The sequence below is a fragment of the Pseudomonas sp. GW823-FHT04A03 genome (genome assembly GCF_058796615.1).
In genome coordinates this window covers 1-14,570 of record NZ_JBXAIV010000014.1, presented here as the reverse complement: position 1 = coordinate 14,570, position 14,570 = coordinate 1, and the positions used below count along the sequence as shown (strand labels likewise).

The 14,570-nt window shown below is 63.1% G+C and carries 13 protein-coding genes; 9 read left to right on the top strand and 4 right to left on the bottom strand.

Annotated elements, in window-relative coordinates:
* Positions 1-5 precede the first annotated feature (5 nt).
* Genes kdpB through AC1Q9F_RS25475 form a run of 4 tightly spaced genes read left to right on the top strand, consistent with a single transcriptional unit; the run spans position 6 to position 6,108 of the window.
* On the top strand, positions 6-2,072 hold the full coding sequence (kdpB, locus tag AC1Q9F_RS25490; RefSeq protein WP_007950942.1) for a potassium-transporting ATPase subunit KdpB: 2,067 nt from the start codon (positions 6-8) through the stop codon (positions 2,070-2,072).
* Between the two features lie 57 nt (positions 2,073-2,129).
* Complete coding sequence (gene kdpC / locus AC1Q9F_RS25485) at positions 2,130-2,675, top strand: potassium-transporting ATPase subunit KdpC (RefSeq protein WP_134021228.1); 546 nt, start codon at positions 2,130-2,132, stop codon at positions 2,673-2,675.
* 34 nt (positions 2,676-2,709) lie between these two features.
* Complete coding sequence (locus AC1Q9F_RS25480; RefSeq protein WP_007950944.1) at positions 2,710-5,361, top strand: DUF4118 domain-containing protein; 2,652 nt, start codon at positions 2,710-2,712, stop codon at positions 5,359-5,361.
* Between the two features lie 48 nt (positions 5,362-5,409).
* Positions 5,410-6,108 carry a response regulator gene (locus tag AC1Q9F_RS25475; RefSeq protein WP_039770498.1) on the top strand — a complete coding sequence of 233 codons (699 nt, stop codon included), beginning with the start codon at positions 5,410-5,412 and terminating at the stop codon, positions 6,106-6,108.
* Here AC1Q9F_RS25475 and AC1Q9F_RS25470 read toward each other — a convergent pair.
* Positions 6,105-7,142: a patatin-like phospholipase family protein gene (locus AC1Q9F_RS25470; protein WP_085607182.1), complete on the bottom strand. Its 1,038-nt coding sequence runs from the start codon at positions 7,140-7,142 to the stop codon at positions 6,105-6,107. The genes AC1Q9F_RS25475 and AC1Q9F_RS25470 overlap by 4 nt on opposite strands.
* A 217-nt stretch (positions 7,143-7,359) precedes the next feature.
* Between AC1Q9F_RS25470 and AC1Q9F_RS25465 the strand changes: the two genes are divergently transcribed.
* The 3 genes from AC1Q9F_RS25465 (at position 7,360) to AC1Q9F_RS25455 (ending at position 9,399) form a co-directional block, all read left to right on the top strand.
* Positions 7,360-7,638, top strand: coding sequence for a hypothetical protein (locus AC1Q9F_RS25465; protein WP_007950948.1), 279 nt, complete (start codon positions 7,360-7,362; stop codon positions 7,636-7,638).
* Positions 7,639-7,715: 77 nt separating this feature from the next.
* Positions 7,716-8,483 carry a CHAD domain-containing protein gene (locus AC1Q9F_RS25460; protein WP_492621196.1) on the top strand — a complete coding sequence of 256 codons (768 nt, stop codon included), beginning with the start codon at positions 7,716-7,718 and terminating at the stop codon, positions 8,481-8,483.
* A gap of 121 nt (positions 8,484-8,604) precedes the next feature.
* Positions 8,605-9,399 (top strand): acyl-CoA thioesterase, encoded by a 795-nt coding sequence (locus tag AC1Q9F_RS25455; RefSeq protein ID WP_474731688.1) that lies wholly within the window; start codon positions 8,605-8,607, stop codon positions 9,397-9,399.
* 1 nt (position 9,400) lies between these two features.
* Here AC1Q9F_RS25455 and AC1Q9F_RS25450 read toward each other — a convergent pair whose 3' ends face one another.
* The 3 genes from AC1Q9F_RS25450 to AC1Q9F_RS25440 form a co-directional block, all read right to left on the bottom strand.
* Complete coding sequence (locus AC1Q9F_RS25450) at positions 9,401-9,766, bottom strand: Mpo1-like protein (RefSeq protein WP_007950951.1); 366 nt, start codon at positions 9,764-9,766, stop codon at positions 9,401-9,403.
* Positions 9,767-9,886: 120 nt separating this feature from the next.
* Complete coding sequence (locus AC1Q9F_RS25445; RefSeq protein WP_346628510.1) at positions 9,887-11,368, bottom strand: methyl-accepting chemotaxis protein; 1,482 nt, start codon at positions 11,366-11,368, stop codon at positions 9,887-9,889.
* Between the two features lie 108 nt (positions 11,369-11,476).
* Positions 11,477-12,283: a TatD family hydrolase gene (locus AC1Q9F_RS25440; RefSeq protein ID WP_492621195.1), complete on the bottom strand. Its 807-nt coding sequence runs from the start codon at positions 12,281-12,283 to the stop codon at positions 11,477-11,479.
* Positions 12,284-12,519: 236 nt separating this feature from the next.
* Here AC1Q9F_RS25440 and AC1Q9F_RS25435 point away from each other — a divergent pair, with 236 nt between their 5' ends.
* Positions 12,520-13,941: an MltF family protein gene (locus AC1Q9F_RS25435; protein ID WP_085607172.1), complete on the top strand. Its 1,422-nt coding sequence runs from the start codon at positions 12,520-12,522 to the stop codon at positions 13,939-13,941.
* A gap of 107 nt (positions 13,942-14,048) precedes the next feature.
* Complete coding sequence (locus AC1Q9F_RS25430) at positions 14,049-14,483, top strand: DoxX family protein (protein WP_007950955.1); 435 nt, start codon at positions 14,049-14,051, stop codon at positions 14,481-14,483.
* The last annotated feature ends 87 nt before the right edge of the window (positions 14,484-14,570 follow it).

The window sequence follows — 14,570 nt, the reverse complement described above, 5'->3', positions numbered from 1 at the left end:
CCATCATGAATATGCATGTTCCAGCTTCAAAACCAGCGGCAGCTGCCAAGTCGGCAGAGGCACCCAAAACCGCGATCAGCGCCCTGTGGCGTCCGGCGCTGGTGCAAGCGTTCGTCAAGCTCGATCCGCGACAGTTGCAGCGCTCGCCGGTGATGCTGGTGGTCGAACTGACGGCGATCCTGACGACCGTGCTGTGCTTCATTCCCGACAGCAGTGTGCCGACTTTCGTTGCCGCACAAATCGCCCTGTGGTTGTGGTTCACCGTGCTGTTCGCCAACTTCGCCGAAGCGCTCGCCGAAGGTCGCGGCAAGGCCCGCGCCGACAGCCTCAAGGCTGGCAGCGAAGGCCTCAGCGCCCGCCGCAAACTGGCCAACGGCAGCTTCCAGGTCGTACCGGCCACCAGCCTGCGCAAGGGCGATGTGGTGCGCGTCGAAGCCGGGGAAATGATCCCCGGTGACGGCGAAGTCATCGAAGGCATCGCGGCCGTTAACGAAGCGGCGATTACCGGTGAATCGGCGCCGGTGATCCGCGAGTCCGGCGGCGACCGTTCCGCCGTCACCGGCAACACGCGGCTGGTGTCCGACTGGCTGCTGGTGAAGATCACCGCCAACCCCGGTGAATCGACCCTCGACCGGATGATCGCGCTGGTCGAAGGCGCCAAACGCCAGAAGACCCCGAACGAAGTGGCGCTGGATATCCTGCTGATCGGCCTGACCCTGATCTTCCTGCTGGTGGTCGTGACCCTGCAGCCGTTCGCCCACTTCGCCAACGGCAGCCTGCCGCTGGTGTTTCTGGTGGCGTTATTGGTCACGCTGATTCCGACCACCATCGGCGGCCTGCTGTCGGCGATCGGTATCGCCGGGATGGATCGTCTGGTGCGCCTGAACGTGATAGCCAAGTCCGGTCGTGCGGTGGAAGCGGCGGGTGATGTGCACGTGTTGCTGCTGGACAAGACCGGCACCATCACTTTCGGTAACCGTCGTTGCAGCGCGGTATATGCCGCGCCGGGCGTGAATGCCCGTGAGCTGGCCGAAGGTGCGCTGTTCGCCTCGCTGGCTGATGAAACTGCCGAAGGCAAGTCCATCGTCGAGTACCTGCGCGGCACCAATCCGCAGCCGGAACCTTCGCCGGAAACCCTGACCGCCGTACCGTTCAGTGCGGAGACCCGCTTGTCCGGTGTCGACTATCAGGGCCGTGTATTCCGCAAGGGCGCGGTGGATTCGCTGCTGGCCTTCCTCGGTCAACAGCGCAAGGATCTGGCCCCGGCGCTGTCCCGTGAAATCGACAAGATCGCCCAGAGCGGCGGCACCCCGTTGCTGGTCTGCGCCGACGGCAAACTGCTCGGCGCGATCCATCTGAAAGACGTGGTCAAGCCGGGCATCCGCGAGCGTTTCGCCGAGCTGCGCAAGCTGGGGATTCGCACGGTGATGGTCACCGGCGACAACCCGCTGACCGCTGCCGCGATCGCCGCTGAAGCAGGCGTCGATGACGTACTGGCTGAAGCCACACCTGAGAAGAAACTGGCGCGCATCCGTCACGAGCAGAACGACGGTCGTCTGGTCGCGATGTGCGGCGACGGCGCCAACGATGCTCCGGCACTGGCCCAGGCTGACGTCGGCATGGCGATGAATGACGGCACACAAGCCGCGCGCGAAGCGGCCAACATGGTCGACCTCGACAGCGACCCGACCAAGCTGCTGGACGTGGTGCAGATCGGCAAGGAATTGCTGGTGACTCGCGGCGCGCTGACGACCTTTTCCATCGCCAACGACGTGGCCAAGTACTTCGCGATCCTGCCGGCGCTGTTTGCCGCGATCTACCCGCAACTCGGCGTGCTGAACATCATGCATTTGAGCAGCCCCCAGAGCGCGATCCTGTCGGCGATCGTCTTTAACGCTTTGATCATCGTCGTGCTGATTCCGCTGGCCTTGCGCGGCGTGCGGGTGCAGGCGGCGAGTGCGGCGGCGCTGTTGCGACGCAACCTGCTGATCTACGGCCTGGGCGGGATTCTGGTGCCGTTCGTGGGGATCAAGGCGATCGACATGCTGTTGACGGCGTTGCATCTGGTTTGAACCTGAACAGCGGTGTGCCGGGCACACCGCTTCAAGCATGAATTCGAGGATTTCGAAATGTCCACAATGTTACGTCCGGCCTTGAGCCTGCTGGTGCTGATGACCCTGGTCACCGGCGTTGCCTATCCACTGGTCGTTACGGGCGTCGCGCAGGTCGCCTTCCCCGAGCAGGCCAACGGCAGTCTGGTGCGCGATGCCGAGGGCAAGGTGCGCGGCTCATCCCTGATCGCTCAGGATTTTGTCGGTGATGCCTGGTTCCATCCGCGTCCATCGGCCGGTGCCTTTGCCACCGTGTCGAGCAGCGCGAGCAACCTGTCGCCGAGCAACCCGGCGCTGGCCACTCGGGTGATCGATGACGCCAACAAGCTGCAAGTTCCCGGTCAGGGCCCGGTGCCGCTGGCGCTGGTGACTACCTCCGGCAGCGGTCTCGATCCGCACTTGCCACCGGCCGCGATTGCCTATCAACTGGCGCGTGTTGCGGCCGCGCGCAATCTGCCGGTGGCGACCTTGCAGCAACTGCTCGACGCGCACATCGAACAGCCGCTGGTGGGCCCGCCAGTGGTGAATGTGCTTGCGCTGAACATGGCGCTGGAAAAGCTGTAAATCGCGATGACATCAGGAAGAGAGAGCTTCAAGCATGAGTGACTCCGGCCGCGCCGACGCGCTGTTAGCAGACTTGCCCCGCGACGGACGCGGCCGGCTCAAGGTTTTCCTCGGCGCAGCGCCAGGCGTGGGCAAGACCTACGCGATGTTGCAGGCGGCTCACAGCCAGTTGCGCCAAGGCGTGAAAGTCATCGCCGGGGTGGTCGAAACCCATGGCCGCGCCGAAACCGAAGCGCTGCTAGGCGGTCTGCCGCAATTGCCGTTGGTGCGCTCGGAATATCGCGGCGTGACGCTCGAAGAAATGGACCTCGACGGCCTGCTCGCCGCCAAGCCGAAGCTTGTGCTGGTGGATGAACTCGCCCATAGCAACGCCCCCGGCAGTCGCCACGCGAAACGCTGGCAGGACATTCAGGAATTGCTCGCCGCCGGCATCGACGTGTACACCACGGTCAACGTCCAGCATCTGGAAAGTCTTAACGATCAGGTGCGCGGCATCACCGGTGTGCAAGTGCGCGAAACCCTGCCGGACTGGGTGTTGCAGGAAGCCTACGAACTGCTGCTGATCGATCTGCCGCCCCGCGAACTGCTTGAGCGGTTGCGCGAAGGCAAGGTCTACGTGCCGGAGCAGGCGCGGGCCGCAATCGATGCATTTTTCACCCAGACCAACCTCACCGCGCTGCGCGAACTGGCAATGCAGACCGCTGCCGCGCAGGTCGATAACGATCTCGCTCAGGGCTATCGCCAACTCGGTCAGGCCGCGCCGGCGGTGCGCGGTCGTTTGCTGGTCGGGGTCGACGGCGATGCCCAGGCCGAACGGTTGGTGCGCCACGCCAGTCGGGTCGCCCAGCGTCGGCATTTGCCGTGGAGTCTGGTGCACGTCGACAACGGCAGCGTGCGTGACGAGCAATCGCGCCTGCGCCTGCAAAGCGCCCAGCAACTGGCCGAACGCCTCGGCGGCGAAGTGGTGTTGCTGCGGGCCGGCGAAGTGGCGAAAACCCTGATTCAGCATGCGGCTGAACGGCGGGCGAGTCTGGTGCTTGTGGGCCAGTCGCGACCGCGTCTGCGCAGGCGTCTGTTCGGTGGCGGGCTGGCGGCGCGTTTGCTGCGTCAGGCCCATGGTCTGGAAATCAACGTGCTGGACAGTGATCAGGAACAGCATCAACCGCGCCCGCGTGTAGCGCCGACGCTGGTGTGGTTCGACTATGCGCTGGCGCTGGTCGCCACGCTGTTGGCCAGTGCGCTGGCCTGGGCGGTGTCCAGCGTGCTGCCGTTGCCGAACATCTCGCTGGTGTTTCTTGCGGCGGTGCTGCTGGTGGCAGTGCGCAGCAGTCTCGGCCCGGCGCTGGCCTGTGCTGCGTTGTCGTTTCTGACCTACGACTTTTTGTTCATCCCGCCGAATTTCTCCTTCAGCATCCAGCGCGAAGAAGACGTGCTGACCTTGCTGTTCTTCCTGCTGATGGCGGCGCTCACCGGCAATCTCGCGGCGCGTCAGCGGCGGCAATTGCAGGCACTGCGCGATACCCAGGAAGAGACCACCGAACTGCTCGACCTGTCGCGCAAACTCACCGCCGCAACAGATCGCCAGGCCGTGGTCAGCGCCGCCGCGCAGCACCTCAATGGCTGGAGCGATCTGCAACTGTGTCTGCTCAATCGCGACGGCCAGGGCGGCTGGAAAGTCGAGACCGGCGGGCCATTGCAGTTCACTGAGTCCGAGCGCGCTGCTGCCGACTGGGCATGGCAACACGATCAACCGGCGGGCATGGGCACCGGCACCTTGCCGTTCGGGCGCTGGTGGTGGTGGCCGCTGTCGGTGGAGGACGGACCGCTGGCATTGCTCGGTGTGTGCGCCAAAGAGGGCCAGACTTTGAGCGGCCAACGTCGTCGTTTGCTGACCGCGTTGAGTCAGCCTCTGGCCCAGGCACTGGCCCGGGCGCAACTGGCCGATGACCTGGAAGCCGCGCGTCTGCATGGCGAAACCGAGCAACTGCGCAGCGCCTTGCTGGCCTCGGTGTCCCACGATTTGCGCACGCCGCTGACCTCGATGCGCGGCAGCATCGACAGCCTGCTGGCGCTCGGCGAAGCGATCCCGCTGGAGGATCGCCGCGAGCTGCTCGAAGGCACTCGCGATGAAGCCGAACGTCTCGACCGCTACATCCAGAACCTGCTGGACATGACTCGCCTCGGCCACGGCGCCCTGAAGCTGGCGCGGGACTGGGTGTCGCCGGCGGACATCGTCGGCAGTGCGCTCAATCGTCTGCGGGCGGTGTTGTCGTCATTGCAGGTCGCGACCGATGTGCCAGCCGAATTGCCGCTGTTGTTCGTGCATGCCGCGCTGATCGAGCAGGCGCTGGTCAACGTGCTGGAAAACGCCGCCCGATTCTCGCCATCCCACGGCCGTCTGCAACTGCGCGCCGGGGCGGATGACAGCGAAGTGTTTTTCTCGGTCAGCGACGAAGGGCCGGGGATTCCGGTCGATGAGCGGGCGAAGATTTTCGACATGTTCTACACCGCCGCCCGGGGGGATCGGGGCGGGCAGGGCACCGGCCTCGGGCTGGCGATCTGTCAGGGCATGGTCGGCGCCCATGGCGGGCGGATCAGTGTCGGCGACGGCATCGACGGACGCGGCACCTGCATCACCCTGCACCTGCCGTTGCAGACGCAACCGGGGATGGACGGTGAAGCCTGATCCGCGCTGAGCTACTCTCTTGCCACTCTTTTGTGTTGATGTGAATTCATGAGCCAGACCGCGACCATTTTGGTCATCGATGACGAACCGCAGATCCGCAAGTTCCTGCGTATCAGCCTCGCTTCCCAGGGCTACAAAGTGCTGGAGGCCGGCACTGGCGCCGAGGGCCTGGCCCAGGCGGCGCTGAACAAACCCGATCTGCTGGTGCTCGACCTCGGCCTGCCGGACATGGACGGCCAGCAAGTGTTGCGCGAGTTTCGCGAGTGGGCCACTGCGCCTGTGCTGGTGCTGTCGGTGCGCGCCAGCGAAGGGCAGAAGGTCCAGGCGCTGGATGGCGGCGCCAATGACTACGTGACCAAGCCGTTCGGCATTCAGGAATTTCTCGCCCGGGTACGCGCATTGTTGCGTCAGGCCCCGGCCGGAGAAGCGCAGCAGGCCGCGTTGAATTTCGGCCCGTTGACCGTGGACCTGGCGTATCGCCGGGTGCTGCTCGACGGCGTCGAAGTCGCCCTGACCCGCAAGGAATACGCCGTGCTGGCGCAACTGGCGCGGCATCCGGGGCGGGTGATCACTCAGCAGCAATTGCTCAAGGACATCTGGGGGCCGACCCACACCGAGGACAGCCACTACCTGCGGATCGTGGTCGGGCATCTGCGTCAGAAACTCGCGGACGATCCGACCCGGCCACGATTCATCGTGACCGAGGCGGGCGTCGGTTATCGCCTGTTGAGCGAGAGCAGCCTTTAGTTCTGTTCGCTCTCGTAGCGATCCAGCGTATCCCGGGCAATTTCGCGACCCAGCGCGATCAGTTCGGGCGCCTTGTAGAACTCGAAGAACCGGCACACCCGCTTCGGCACGTTGATCAGGATGTCCGGCGGATAGCCAGCGATCTTGTACTGCGCCAGCGAGGTCTGCATGACCTCGAAACTCTGGTTGATCAGGTCGAGCAGTGACGCCGGCCCGACGTTATCGATGATGAACGAACCGGTGGCGGATTTCGGTGCGCCGTCGCGCTCAGGGGCGGCGGCCGGTTGCTGGGTCTCCGGCTCGGCGCCTTCGACCCAAGGATTGATGTCCGCCGCTTCGGCACGCAGCGCTTCCTGTTCCAGCATCAACAATTGCTCGGCCTGTTTGCGGCGGAACGGCATCTTCGAGCCCAACGAATTGATCAGGCTGTCGAAGCGCGTGCGGAACGCGGCGGGGCGCTGGATCACCGGCAGTTTGTAGTGGCGCTGGTTGGTCGAGTTGAGATTGACCGCGATGATCAGATCGCAATGGCTCGACACCACCGGCACGATCGGCAACGGGTTGAGAATGCCGCCGTCCACCAGCATCCGGTTGCCTTGCATCACCGGGGTGAACAGGCTGGGAATCGCCGCCGAGGCGCGCATCGCCTGATGCAGGCAGCCTTCCTGGAACCAGATTTCCTGCTGGTTGGTGAGGTCGGCGGCCACCGCCGTATAGGGGATGCGCAGGTCTTCGATGTTGATCTCGCCGACGATCTTGCGGATCTGGCCGAAGACTTTTTCACCACGGATCGCACCGAGGCGGAAGCTGACGTCCACCAGACGCAGCACGTCGAGATAATCCAGGCTTTCGATCCAGTTGCGATACTCGTCGAGCTTGCCGGCGGCGTAGATTCCGCCGACCACGGCCCCCATTGAACAGCCGGCAATACAACTGATGTCATAGCCCCGTCGTTCGATCTCTTCAATGACCCCGATATGGGCATAGCCCCGGGCGCCACCGGAGCCCAGCACCAGTGCAACACGCTTTTTCATCCGACTTCCTCCCGGCAAGGTTCCACAATGCACCCATCGAGGGCCGGGCGACAATCGCCGGGGTCGTTCGGGGCAGCGATGGCGTCGTTTTTTCGATACTTCATGACCCGTCGGCGTTATCTTTTGCAGTGCGGTGCAATTGCGGGACACAAGGCACTTTTTCGCTGCCGTACCGTCTTACCTGCACGACTGTTGACCTATCTTTGAGGTGTGAGTGATGAAAGCCTGGATCTGTGTGCCGTTGATGGCGCTGGCATTGGCCGGTTGCGCCGGCAAGACCGCTTATCGCGACAGCTGCGGCAGCCAGCTCGACGCGGCGTGGCATGAGCTGGATCTGGCGAAAGCCGAAGGGTTTGCCGGCACCGTCAGCTATTCCAAGGCGCTGTCGTTGTTGACGGCGGCCAAGACCCAGCAGCAATTCGAAGGGTTCGAAGGCTGTACCAAGAAAGCCGAAAAAGCGCGGTTCTACATTCGCGAATCCCGCGCCGGGCGCTAAGCTGCTGACGTGGCGCAAGGGCAGGTCACTTGCGCAGGTGCACACTCATGCAGCGCCATTGAATTCAGGAGCAAGTAATGTCTGCGTTGGTCGATCGGTTGGTGGCTCATGTCTTGAGCCTGGAAGTCAGGCTGCTGGCCTGTCAGGCACGTTTGACCGCCCGGACTGATCCTGAGGCGCTGCATGATTTGCGCACCACTGTGCGGCGTTTGCGCAGCCTGCTGCGACCGTTGCGCGGCTTGCCCGGTGTCGAGCAGCTGGAAGATGCGGCGGCTGCGGTGGGGCAACTGACCACGCCATGGCGCGACCGCGAGGTGCTGGCGGCCTGGCTGATCAAACATGATCAGCCTGAAGCTGCGCAACGCCGAATGGCGCAGATGGCCGAGGCTTACCCGACGCTGGCGGCTAGCGCGGAAGTAGCGTCGCTGTTGATGATCCTCGACGCCTTTCCGCGTTTTCTGCGCGCGTCCGAGCGCCAGGGATTGCTCAAGCGTCTGGACAAGCGCATCGAAAAACGTCTGGGCAAACAATGGAAAAACCTCGACGTGGCGCTGCACGATCCGGCCCACGATCGTCATCGCCTGCGCCTGTTGATCAAGCGCGTGCGTTACGGCATCGAAGCCTATCCCGAACTCGATCGCCTGCCGAAACCCGCGTTGTCCCGTCTGAAATCCGCACAAGGCGCCCTCGGTGACTGGCACGATTGCTGGCAATGGCTGGCCCGCGCCGCGCAGGAGCCGGATCTGCAACCCTGCGTCGCCACCTGGCAGGCGACCATGATCCAGGCCGAAATCAAGGCCGACCGGGTGCTGGAAAAACTCAGCACAGCCTGCTTCAAGTCCTGAAACCCGCTGGCGCGCAGCACCGCTGTCTTATCTGTCAGTCTCTTTGACCGGAATGGACGCTGCGCCGCTCTGCCGCGCTGGTTAAGATCCGGTCATTCCCTTTTTCGTGTCCGAGGTTCCCATGCGCTTTTGCGATCTGATCGATGCTGTCCGTCGTCAACCGGAGGTCACGATTCCGGCGGAGTGGGGCCAGGGCCGGGCGAGTTTTGGCGGGTTGGTGGCCGCGCTGCAATTTGAAGTGATGCGCACCAAGGTTCCAACCGATCGGCCGGTGCGTTCGCTGGCGATCACCTTTGTCGGCCCGGTCGAGCCCGAAGTGCCGGTGAGCTTTGAAGTCGAGGTACTGCGCGAAGGCAAGGCGGTCAGCCAGGTGCTGGGGCGCGCCGTGCAGAACGGTCAGGTGGTGACGATGGTGCAAGGCAGCTTCGGGGCCTCGCGGCCGTCGGAGGTGGCGGTTGAAGCCTATCCGGCACCGGAGATGAAGCACTGGGACGACTGCCAGGAACTGCCGTATATCAAGGGCGTAACCCCCGAGTTCATGCGCCATCTGGCGATGCGCTGGAGTGTCGGCGGCATGCCGTTCACCGGCACTCAATCGCGGCTGATGGGCGGCTGGGTGCGTTTGCGTGGGGATGTGAAAGAGGAGCCGGTCAACGAGGCGCACCTGCTGGCGCTGGTCGATGCCTGGCCGCCCGCGCTGTTGCCGTATCTGAAAAAACCGGCACCGGGCAGCACGCTGACCTGGACCATCGAATTCGTTCAGCCGTTACGGGATTTGAGCACTCTGGATTTTTGCCAATACCTGGCGGACATCGAGTATGCGGCTGACGGTTACGGCCATGTCGCCGCCAAGCTGTGGAGCGCGAAGGGTGAACTGATTGCCATGAGTCGGCAGACGGTGACGATCTTCGCCTGACTCAATGGCGGCGATGGCGTTCACGCCAGGCGCGGAACCAGCCTCCACTGAGGAAGAACCGCGGAAACGTCAGGAACTGCTCGACCAGCAGACGCGAGACGGCGTCCTTGCGATCACTGAACGGCTCGGAGGCTTGCGCCTCCAGGCTGTGACCGTGACGCTGCAGACCCAGCGCCGCGATGATGCCGATCACGCCGATCGCCACGCTGGCCAGACTCAGGCTGAACACACCCGAGACGATCAACAGAAACGCGACGATGAACAGCGGCACGGCAATCAGGTGCAGCACCAGATTGGTCGGGTGCTGATGGTTGTTCGGGTACGCGCGCCATTGCCACGCGGGAAGGTTGGGGTGACGTTTGCCCATGTTGCTGCTCCTCGATCCATGTTTGGTACATGGTTGAAGAATAGGCCCGGGCAGCGAGGGCGGCGAATCAAGGTTGGCTATTGAACTGATAGGAACAATGGCCATTCTTGATGTTGCCCCCTAGAGCTTCAACTGACCGATCGCCTTGTTCAGTTCCCCGGCCAGCGTCGCCAACTCATTACTGGTGGTCGCCGAATCCACGGTTTGCTGCACGGTGTTTTCGGTCACGTCGCGAATGCTCACCACCGCGCGGTTCATCTCCTCTGCAACCTGGCTTTGCTGTTCCGCCGCCACCGCAATCTGCGTGTTGCTCTCGCGCATCTGCGCTACCGCCCCGGTGATTTCCGCCAGCGCTTCGCCGGCCTCTTGCGCCTGCTGCACGCAGTCGTCAGCCTTGTACGAACTCTCCTGCATGAAGTCGACCGCATCGCGGGTGCCGGCCTGCAACGCCGACACCATGGTGGTGATTTCATCGGTAGAGGTCTGCACGCGTTTGGCGAGGTTGCGCACCTCGTCGGCGACCACCGCGAACCCGCGGCCCATTTCCCCGGCACGCGCCGCTTCGATGGCGGCGTTGAGCGCGAGCAGATTGGTCTGTTCGGCGATGCTGTGGATCACGCTGACCACGCCGTTGATCTTCTGGCTGTCCTCGGCCAGACGCTGAATCATCTCGGCAGTCTGCTGCACGCCGCTGGACAGGCCGGCAATCGAAGTCTGCACCCGGCTCACCACTTGCTGGCCGCTGCCAGCCAGGCCGTCGGCGGTCTGCGACAGGTCGCGAGTGGCGCCGGCGTGCTGGGCGATGTGGTAGACGGTGGCAGTCATTTCGTTGATCGCCGTGGCGGCCTGATCGGTTTCGCTCTGCTGGCCGAGCATGCCGTGACGCACTTCGTTCATGCTCGACGCCAGTCGCGCGGCACCGACGTCGAGTTGCCGGGCGGTGTTGGCCACGGTGGTCACCACTCGCTGGTAACCGGCCTGCATCGCGTTGAACGCGTTGGCCATCTGACCGACTTCATCCTTGCAGGCCAGCGGCACCCGGGCGGCGAGGTCGCCGGTTTTCTCCACGTGCAGCATCACGTCCTTGAGGGTGTTGAGCTGACTGAGCAGAAAACGGATCAGCAATTGTGAGGCGCCAAGCATCGCCAGCATCAGGATGAACACCGCCACCGCGTAGTTGGCGAAACGCTCGCTGAACACCTGGCTGAGGCTGGGGGCGTAGGCGATCACGGCGACCTGCTGGCCATCGGCACGGCTGAAGACCTCGGCGCCGAGCAGCGGGTTTTCACCGAACAACGGCAAGTGACTGATCTCGATCCAGCCGCTGCTGTCGGTGATCTCCAGCAGCGGTTGATCGTTGAGGCGCGGCGCTTCGCCGCGTTTGAAAGTCAGTACCTGATCGGATTTGGGCAGCGCCTGTCCGGCCGGCCAGGCCTTGAGCAACTGCGCCTGGGCCTGGGCCGAGGTTTGCGCGGCGTGGCTGCGGGCCTGTTGTTCGAGCTGCACGGCGTACAGCACCAGCAACAGAGTGGTGACAAAGGCGACCGCATTGACCGCCCAGAATTTGTATTTCAGCGAGATATTGCTAAGCCAGGCACCCATGGAGGTCTTCTCTGATAGCGGAAACAGTTTTGGCAAGGTGCCATTATTGTGCCGCTACGCAGGTGTCCGGATCTTGATGTGCATCAACAAGTGTTGCATTGGCCTCGGCTAGGGCAGGGTAGGTAAACCGTAGAACGCCCGGGCGCAGGCGGTGGTGTGGGCCGCCAGGTCTTCTTCAGTTTCGCCTCGATGCAGCGCCACTTCACGCAGCACTTCGGTCAGATACGCCGGCTCGTTGTGCCCGTTCTTCGGTTTTGGTCGCAATGTGCGTGGCAGCAGATACGGCGCATCGCTTTCCAGCATCAGTCGGCCGCGTTTGATCTCCTTCACCAGCGGATGCAAATGGGTGCCGCGACGCTCGTCGCAGATCCAGCCGGTGATGCCGATGTGCAGGTCCAGATCGAGGTAGCTGAACAGCGCTTTCTGCTCGCCGGTGAAGCAATGCACCACGGCGGCGGGCAATCGGTCGCGGAAGTCACGGAGGATTTCCAGCAGGCGCTGGCTCGCATCGCGCTCGTGCAGGAACACCGGCAATTGCAGTTCGGCAGCCAGCGCCAGATGTTCTTCGAGGACTTTTTCCTGCTGCGGGCGCGGCGAGAAATCACGGTTGAAATCCAGCCCGCATTCGCCCACTGCTACCACGTTCGATTCCTGCAACAGACTGCGCAGACGCCGCGCGCTGTCGGCGTTCCAGTCGCTGGCCGAATGCGGGTGAATGCCGGCGGTGGCAAACAGTCGCTGGCCGTCCGGATCCAGTTGCTGGCACAGCTCCAGCGCCTGTTCGCTGCCTTCGACGCTGGTGCCGGTCAGCACCAGTTGGCAGACCCCGGCAGCGTAGGCGCGGTCGAGCACGGCCTGGTGTTTGTCGGCGAAACTGGGGTTGGTCAGGTTGACGCCGATATCGATGAGTTGCATGGTGCTACCTCGGGCCGAAGGCCGGAAAGCATATCAGAGCTGTAGATTTATAAGAAAAGCCAAGAACTACAACGGCTTATGGCTGTCTGTTGAGGCCGCGAAGCAACACGGGTTGGCAGAGTTGCCATCACTGTGCCAGTCTCTCGCACTTTATCAGCGCTCCAGGCGCTCTGTTTTCGTCGGTGTTTTGCGACCGCTCAGCGGTAAAAACGCCTCGTATTCTTTCCGGAGAGTGGATGGTTCGTCCCTCGGTTTTGCTCCTGCTGTGTGGTTCGTTGCTGCTGCCGATGACGGCGGTTGCGCGGCTGCCCGGACCGCTGCAAGCCGTGCCGGCCGCCAAGGTCCGCGACCTGACCGAAATCCGCAGCAGCCGCGTGTTGCGGGTGCTGGTCAATCAGAGCCGCAACAGCTCCGGCGAAGTCCAGGGCCAGGCCATCGGCATCGAATACCACCGCCTGCGCGCCTTCGAGCAATACCTCAATGGCCACGCTCGCGACGGCCAGGAAATTACCCTCAAGATCATCCCCAAAGCCAAGGATCAATTGCTCGGTGCGTTGCAACGCGGCGAAGGCGATCTTGTTGCGCCGGGTGAACTGCTCGAGCTGCAACCGGGCCACGCGGTCGCCAGTAGCGAGCCGATTGCCAGCAACGTGCCGCTGGTGCTGGTCGGCATCAAGGGTGAAAAGCGCTACACCAAGGTCGAGCAACTGGCCGGCAAAACCCTGGCGCTGCCCACCGGCAGTGCGGCGGGGGAGGCGGTCAGTCAGCTCAACCAGAAGCTGGCGCTGCACAAACTGGCGCCGATCAAGATCGAATGGGTCGATCCGACGCTGGCGGTCGAGGATGTGCTGGAGATGGTTCAGGGTGGGATCTTCCACCTGACCATCGTCGAGCAACCAATTGCCGAGCGGTGGGGCAAGATCCTGCCCAAGCTGCGTTTCGACCGTCAGGTGATGATCAGCGAACCGGGCGAGGAATACTGGTTCGTGCGCCGTGATGCCTCGATGTTGCGGGCCAGCATCGACCGCTTCCTGACCGGCTACAAAAAACCGTCGAACGAAGATGCGGCGTTCCTGCGGATCTACCGCCGTCTGTATCAAGTGCACTATCCGCTGGCGAAGGCTGATCGCCAGCGCCTGGAAAAACTGCGCCCGACCCTGCAGAAGCACGCCGAAGCGCAAAACATGGACTGGCTCAACCTGGCGGCGCTGGCGTTCAAGGAGTCGGCACTGCAGCCCAACGCGCGCAGCGGCAGCGGCCCGACTGGGCTGATGCAGATCACGCCGTCCGCTGCGCAGCGGGTCGGCGTCAACAATATCCAGAATCTCGATGCGAATGTGCAGGCCGGGGCCAAGTACCTGGCGATGATCCGCCGCAAGTTCTTCAATAGCCCCAAGCTCAACGAACGCGAGCGCATGGCGTTCACTCTGGCGGCGTACAACATCGGCCCGGAGCGGGTGCAAGGCATGCGTGCCGAAGCGCGGCGTCGCGGCCTGAATCCCAACCAGTGGTTCTTCCAGGTCGAGCGCATTGCCATGGAGCAGGTGGGAATGGGGGCCGTCAGCTATGTTAATAGCGTGAACAAGTATTACTTGGCGTTCGACCGGGAGCGGGAGTCGTTGGAGCCCCGGGGGCAGAAAGTGGTCTCACGCAAATGATCTAATAAATTGATTGTTATGGCGGAATATTTGCGCTTTTAACATGAAATTAACTGATTAATATAGCGGCCAACCAACAAGCACTTCTGACAACAAGGAAACGCAACATGAGCTCTCTGATCAACAAGGTTCTGTTCACCCGCGCCGGCTACGGTCTGACCATTCTGCGCATTGCCGTCGGCGTGATCTTCGCCGCCCACGGCTCGCAGAAACTCTTCGGCCTGTTCGGTGGCTACGGCCTGGCGGGCACTGCGCAATACATGGAAAGCATCGGCCTGACCCCGGGTTACCTGATGGCCACCCTGGCGGGAGGCACCGAGTTCTTCGCCGGTCTGGCGCTGATCATCGGCCTGCTGGTTCGCCCGGCGGCACTGGGTCTGACCTTCCTGTCGCTGGTGGCGATCTTCACCGTGCACATCAGCAACGGTCTGTTCATGGCCAACAACGGTTACGAGTTCGCTCTGGCCCTGCTCGGTGGCAGCCTCGCGGTGCTGATCGAAGGCGCCGGCAAGCTCTCGGTGGATCGCGCCATCGCCGGTTGACCGCTCTGGCTGTCTAGTCCTGAAATAGGTTTACACCTGTTTCACCCTAACGCCCGATGCACCGCATCGGGCGTTTTGTATTTTAAG

Bases quoted from the DNA above. Each gene is read 5' to 3' on its own strand.
- AC1Q9F_RS25475 (WP_039770498.1), top strand. From the start codon at position 5,410: ATGAGCCAGACCGCGACCATTTTGGTCATCGATGACGAACCGCAGATC.
- AC1Q9F_RS25470 (WP_085607182.1), bottom strand. From the start codon at position 7,142: ATGAAAAAGCGTGTTGCACTGGTGCTGGGCTCCGGTGGCGCCCGGGGC.
- AC1Q9F_RS25430 (WP_007950955.1), top strand. From the start codon at position 14,049: ATGAGCTCTCTGATCAACAAGGTTCTGTTCACCCGCGCCGGCTACGGT.
- kdpB (WP_007950942.1), top strand. From the start codon at position 6: ATGAATATGCATGTTCCAGCTTCAAAACCAGCGGCAGCTGCCAAGTCG.
- AC1Q9F_RS25445 (WP_346628510.1), bottom strand. From the start codon at position 11,368: ATGGGTGCCTGGCTTAGCAATATCTCGCTGAAATACAAATTCTGGGCG.
- kdpC (WP_134021228.1), top strand. From the start codon at position 2,130: ATGTCCACAATGTTACGTCCGGCCTTGAGCCTGCTGGTGCTGATGACC.
- AC1Q9F_RS25460 (WP_492621196.1), top strand. From the start codon at position 7,716: ATGTCTGCGTTGGTCGATCGGTTGGTGGCTCATGTCTTGAGCCTGGAA.
- AC1Q9F_RS25450 (WP_007950951.1), bottom strand. From the start codon at position 9,766: ATGGGCAAACGTCACCCCAACCTTCCCGCGTGGCAATGGCGCGCGTAC.
- AC1Q9F_RS25440 (WP_492621195.1), bottom strand. From the start codon at position 12,283: ATGCAACTCATCGATATCGGCGTCAACCTGACCAACCCCAGTTTCGCC.
- AC1Q9F_RS25480 (WP_007950944.1), top strand. From the start codon at position 2,710: ATGAGTGACTCCGGCCGCGCCGACGCGCTGTTAGCAGACTTGCCCCGC.
- AC1Q9F_RS25455 (WP_474731688.1), top strand. From the start codon at position 8,605: ATGCGCTTTTGCGATCTGATCGATGCTGTCCGTCGTCAACCGGAGGTC.
- AC1Q9F_RS25465 (WP_007950948.1), top strand. From the start codon at position 7,360: ATGAAAGCCTGGATCTGTGTGCCGTTGATGGCGCTGGCATTGGCCGGT.
- AC1Q9F_RS25435 (WP_085607172.1), top strand. From the start codon at position 12,520: ATGGTTCGTCCCTCGGTTTTGCTCCTGCTGTGTGGTTCGTTGCTGCTG.